This window comes from Hydrogenophaga sp., assembly GCF_041633695.1.
GTDB lineage: Bacteria > Pseudomonadota > Gammaproteobacteria > Burkholderiales > Burkholderiaceae_C > Hydrogenophaga.
The window spans coordinates 1-5,394 of record NZ_JBFJMY010000290.1 but is presented as its reverse complement, the minus strand read 5'-3'; the positions used below and the strand labels follow the sequence as shown (position 1 = coordinate 5,394).

Annotated in this window: 4 protein-coding genes; 3 read left to right on the top strand and 1 reads right to left on the bottom strand. The window is 65.1% G+C overall.

What is annotated here, in order from left to right:
- Positions 1-154 precede the first annotated feature (154 nt).
- On the bottom strand, positions 155-1,207 hold the full coding sequence (locus tag ABYB95_RS16225) for a peptidase U32 family protein (RefSeq protein WP_372659600.1): 1,053 nt from the start codon (positions 1,205-1,207) through the stop codon (positions 155-157).
- 269 nt (positions 1,208-1,476) lie between these two features.
- Here ABYB95_RS16225 and ABYB95_RS16220 point away from each other — a divergent pair, with 269 nt between their 5' ends.
- The 3 genes from ABYB95_RS16220 to ABYB95_RS16210 form a co-directional block, all read left to right on the top strand.
- Positions 1,477-3,429, top strand: coding sequence for a type IV pili methyl-accepting chemotaxis transducer N-terminal domain-containing protein (locus ABYB95_RS16220; protein ID WP_372659599.1), 1,953 nt, complete (start codon positions 1,477-1,479; stop codon positions 3,427-3,429).
- Entirely contained in the window at positions 3,426-4,112 is a 687-nt protein-coding gene (locus ABYB95_RS16215; RefSeq protein WP_372659598.1) for a response regulator, read from the top strand. Before ABYB95_RS16220 ends, ABYB95_RS16215 begins: the two co-directional genes overlap by 4 nt.
- Positions 4,113-4,273: 161 nt before the next feature.
- On the top strand, positions 4,274-5,394 hold a 1,121-nt coding region (locus ABYB95_RS16210; RefSeq protein ID WP_372659597.1), incomplete at its 3' end, for a nitrate/nitrite transporter.

Here is a 5,394-nt window from a genome sequence, read left to right as displayed (position 1 = left end):
GGTCATGTATTCAATGGCACACAGCCAGATTCGTACCCGGAGCGGGTGTCTTCATCCAGCACACGCCGTGGAACCGGCTTTGCCGGGCCACAGGCGTGGTCCCCCTGGGGGGAAGCCGCGAAGCGGCGCAGGGGGGGCTCATACACGGGGGAGCTCATTTCCACGGCCGGTGGTAAGCACCCAGCGTGTGCTGCTGGCCCTCGGCCACCTCATCGAGGGCGGACATCCAGGCACCTCTGGGGGCGTAGTGCTGTGGCTGGGCCAGGCAATGGTCGATGGCCTCGCGCCAGACATGGGTGACCTGCGCCACGTAGGCCGGACTGCGCTGGCGGCCTTCGATCTTGATGGCGCGCACGCCCATTTGAAGCAATTGCGGCAACAGGGTCAGGGTGTTGAGGCTGGTGGGTTCTTCGATGGCGTAGTAGGCCTGGTCGTCCTCCACATCGAAGCGGCCTTTGCACAGCGTGGGATAGCCTGCGCTTTCGCCGGGCGCATAGCGGTCGATCAGCACGCCGCCCAGGCGCGACTCCAGGCCGCGCGGCGTTTCCTGCCAGCGCACCGCTTTCGGCGGTGAGCACACGCCATGCGTGTTGGGTGATTCGCCGGTGACATAGGACGAAAGCGCACAGCGCCCTTCGACCATCACACACAGACTGCCAAAGCCGAACACCTCGATCTCCACCGGCGTTTTCTGCAGCACCTGCTTTACCTGATCGAGCGAAAGCACACGCGGCAACACCGCGCGCGAAATGCCGAACTGCTGGTGGTACAGGTTGATGGCATCAAAGTTGGTGGCCGAGCCTTGAACCGAGAGGTGCAGGCGCAGCTGGGGATGGCGCTCGACGGCGTAGCGCATCAGGCCGGGGTCGGCCAGGATGACGGCGTCCACACCCAGGTTCACCGCTGTGTCCATGGCGGTGCGCCAGCGTTCGGGCTGGGCCGCCTGGGGATAGGTGTTGAGCGCCATGAACACCTGCGCGCCTCTGGCATGGGCGTAGGCCACGCCACTGGCGATGGCGGCATCGTCGAAGTTGAGGCCTGCGAAGTTGCGCGCGTTGGTCGCGTCGCGCAGGCCGAGGTAGACACAGTTGGCGCCGTTGTCCACAGCCGCCTTGAGGGCGGGCAGGCTGCCGGCGGGGCAGACCAGGTCCATGCGAGCGCGGGTTGGCGTGCTGGTTTCGGGGGCTGGTGAGGCGGTGGGGTTCATGGTGCGTGGGCGGGTGGCGCCTGCGGGCGGTGATCGTGGGCCACCTGGTGCAAACAGCAGGAGACGGTAGCAGCGAGCCGCCTCGGCTTCCTTGATGCAGCGCAACATGGCACTGCCTTGATCTAGCGCAAGTCGGCGCCCCACCCGGCGCGGGAGAATCGCACCCTGGGATCCCTCCATGCCTGCGGCGTTCGTACCGGCGGTCGGCGTTTCGCCGTTCAGATTCGCACGGCGCGGCGGTTTGTGTTGACCCCGCCCGAGCCCAACTCATGCCCAAGTCCCTTTCGCTCTCCGCCAAACTGTTTCGCACCGGTGCGGCCTTGCTCATCGTGGCGCTGACTTCGATCGGCCTCACCTTGTGGGTCACCTGGCAGTTGGAGGGCGGTGCGGCTTCGGTGAACGAGGCTGGGCGCATGCGCATGCAGACCTGGCGTTTGTCCAGCGCGGTGCAGGCCGGTCTGCCCGCATCGGATGTGGCGGCGCTGGTGTCGCAGTTCGACCAGAGCCTGGCTCTGCTGAAAGCGGGCGACGCTTCCCGGCCCTTGTTCGTGCCCTGGGACGATGAGGTGCGCCAGCAATTCGCCGACGTGGAGGCGCTGTGGCGGACGCAGCGTGAGCACTGGGTGGGTGGCGAGCCCTTCAGCGACGCGCAGACCTTGCGCGCCGCCGGCGAATTCGTCGATGCCATCGATGCCCTGGTGCTGTCCATCGAGCGGCAGCTGTCGCAACTGACGGCGGTGCTCAACCTGTTCCAGTTTTTGATGATGGGCCTGGCCATACTGGGCTCGGTGGTGATGCTCTACACCGGTTACCTGTACGTGATCTACCCTTTGAGCCATTTGCGCGCCGGCCTGCGCGAGGTCGAGACCGGCCATTTCGGCACCCGCATCCACGTCGAGAGCCAGGACGAGTTTGGTCAGGTGGCGGCCGGCTTCAACCGCATGGCCAGCACCTTGCAATCGCTCTACGAGGGTTTGGAATCCAAGGTCGCGAGCAAGACCCAGCGCATCGAAGCGCAGCGGGTGCGGCTGGAGGCCTTGTACGAGGTCAGCGCCTTTCTGGCGCAAGCCAACAGCATCAGCGAGCTGTCGCGCGGCTTTGCGCAGCGGGTGCGCACGGTCATGGGGGCCGAGGCGGTGGCGGTGCGCTGGTCCGACGAGGCCAGCCAGCGTTATCTGATGCTGGCCACCGACTGCTTTCCCGACGACATGGCCGAACACGAGCGCAGCCTGGTGAGCGGGGCCTGTGCCTGCGGCAATTTGCAGCCCGATGCACGCATCCGCGTCATACCCATACACGGCCACGACGACGCACCGCTGCGCCATTGCGCCAAGGCCGGCTACGAGAACCTGGTGAGCGTGCCGGTGCGCTTGCAGCAGCGCCTGATGGGCGAGATCAACCTGTTTTACCGCCACGAAGTCACCCTGAGCGTGGACGAAAAAGAGTTGCTGGACGCACTGGCCAGCCATCTGGCCAGTGCCCTGGAAGGCCTGCGGGCGGCGGCGTTGGAACGCGAGGCGGCGGTGAGCGAAGAGCGTGCCTTGCTGGCGAGCGAGTTGCACGACTCGATCGCGCAGTCGCTGGCGTTTCTGAAAATCCAAGCGCAGTTGCTGCGCACCGCGATCCAGAAGCAGCAAGACACGCAGGTGCAAACCCGGCTGGACGAACTGGACCATGGTTTGCGCGAGAGCATCAACGACGTGCGCGAACTGCTGCTGCATTTCCGCACCCGCGCCAATGCCGAAGAGATCGAACCGGCCTTGCAGGAGACGCTGCAGAAATTCCGCCACCAGACCGGTCTGGTCACGCACTTCCATGTCGAGGGCGACGGTCTGCCGCTGCCTTCCGACGTGCAGGTGCAGGTGTTGCACATCGTGCAGGAAGCTTTGTCGAATGTGCGCAAACACGCGCAAGCCCAGCAGGTTTCGCTGGACGTGATCAAGGGAGCACGCTGGCGTTTTCTGGTCCGCGACGACGGCCTGGGTTTTGATCCCGACCACCGCTCCGACGAAACCCACGTGGGTCTGAAGATCATGCGCGAACGCGCCGAGCGCATCGCCGCCGACGTGGATGTGGTGGCCCGACCCGGCCACGGTACACGCGTCACCCTGACGCTGCCACCCCACCCGGTGGCGGCCGCCAGCGTCCACAACGGGCAACGGATGGCCGCGATACGGTCGGCCCTGCCGATCCCCCCAATCCCTGTGGAGACCGTCGCATGAACGCTGCGATACAGCTGTTGGTGGTCGATGACCACACCTTGTTCCGCCGTGGCCTGATCGCCTTGCTCGCGCAAGACGAGCGGTTTCAGGTGTGTGGCGAAGCCGGTGACATGGGTGAGGCGCTGCGCTGCGTGCGGCAACAGGCGCCCGACGTGGTGCTGCTCGACAACCACCTGCCCGGTGTGCGCGGCGTGGACGGCATTGCCGCGATCCGGGAGGCTGCCCCCGGCACCCGGGTGCTGATGCTGACCGTGAGCGAAAACGAGGACGACTTGAGCGCGGCCTTGCAGGCGGGCGCATCGGGTTATTTGCTCAAGACGGTGGAGACCGACCAGCTGTGCGAGTTCATCATGAAGGTGCAAGCGGGTGAGTCGGTGGTCAGCCCGAAGATGACGACCAAGCTGGTGAGCGCGTTTCGCACGCGGACCGGCACACCTGAAGCGGTATCGGCCAGTGCGCCGCCACCGGGATCGCCGGGCGGCGCCGAGGTGGACCTGCTGTCGCCACGCGAAGACGAAATCCTGGGCTTGATCGCGCGCGGCGACAGCAACAAGCTGATCGCACGCGAACTCGACATCGCCGAGACCACGGTCAAGATCCATGTGCAGCACATTCTGCGCAAGCTCCAGCTGAACTCGCGCGTGCAGGCCGCTGTGTACGCCGCCCACCGCCAGCGTCGTTGACACAGATCAAGACCGGATGCGAAACCGGTTCGGGTAGTTCTTCAGAACGATGGCAGCCCCGGCTGCCATCGTCCGTTTGAACCGGCTGCGCCTACCAACGGCGGATGTTCAGGCGCCCGCATAAGCGGGACAGTGGGGTCCTGTCTGCTGGAGCTGGAAACATGACCCCCACAAAATTCGATCCCAAGAAAGCCTGGTCGGTGCTGATCGTCAGCACCCTGGCCTTCACCGTGTGCTTCATGGTGTGGATGATGTTTGCCGTCGTTGGCATCCCGTTGAAGAAAACCCTGGGCCTCAACGCCACCGAGTTCGGCTTGTTGATGGCCATGCCGGTGCTCTCGGGATCGCTGGTGCGTGTGCCCCTGGGCATCTGGACCGACCAGTACGGTGGCCGCATCGTGATGGCCGTGCTGCTGGCCGCCACCGTGCCCGCGATCTGGCTCATGGCCTACGCCACCGCCTATTGGCACTTCCTGGTCATCGGCCTGGTGCTGGGCTTGGCCGGCGGTTCGTTTTCGGTCGGCACACCCTATGTGGCGCGCTGGTTTCCCAAGCAGCGCCAGGGTCTGGCCATGGGCATTTTCGGTGCGGGCAACGCCGGTGCTGCGGTCAACAAGTTCGTCGCGCCCGCGCTGCTGGTGGCCTTTGGCTGGACCATGGTGCCCAAGGTCTACGCCGCCATCATGCTGGGCACCGTGGTCGTGTTCTGGCTGTTCAGCCACCAGGATCCGGCACACCTGGTGCCGGCCCACACCAAGTTCAGCGACCAGCTCAAGGCGCTGAAAGACCCGCGCGTGCTCCGGTACTGCCAGTACTACAGCATCGTCTTCGGCGGTTACGTGGCGCTCAGCTTGTGGATGGTGCAGTACTACGTGGGCGAATACGGCTTGGACATCCGCGTGGCCGCGCTGCTGGCCGCCTGCTTCTCGCTGCCCGGTGGCGTGCTGCGCGCTGTGGGTGGCGCCATGTCGGACAAATGGGGCGCGCACAGCGTCACCTGGTGGGTGATGTGGGTGAGCTGGGTTTGCTTGTTCCTGTTGTCTTATCCGCAAACCGATTTCACCGTGTTGACCGTCAACGGGCCCACCACCTTCCACCTCGGCTTGAACGTGTACGCGTTCACCTTTTTGATGTTCACCCTGGGCATCGCCTTCGCCTTCGGCAAGGCCAGCGTCTTCAAGTACATCGCCGACGACTACCCGCAAAACATCGGTGCCATCAGCGGCATCGTGGGTCTGGCCGGTGGCATGGGCGGCTTCATTCTGCCGATCATGTTCGGCGC

Excerpts from the sequence above, each read along its gene's own strand:
- ABYB95_RS16220 (WP_372659599.1), top strand. The coding sequence starts at position 1,477 with ATGCCCAAGTCCCTTTCGCTCTCCGCCAAACTGTTTCGCACCGGTGCG.
- ABYB95_RS16225 (WP_372659600.1), bottom strand. The coding sequence starts at position 1,207 with ATGAACCCCACCGCCTCACCAGCCCCCGAAACCAGCACGCCAACCCGC.
- ABYB95_RS16215 (WP_372659598.1), top strand. The coding sequence starts at position 3,426 with ATGAACGCTGCGATACAGCTGTTGGTGGTCGATGACCACACCTTGTTC.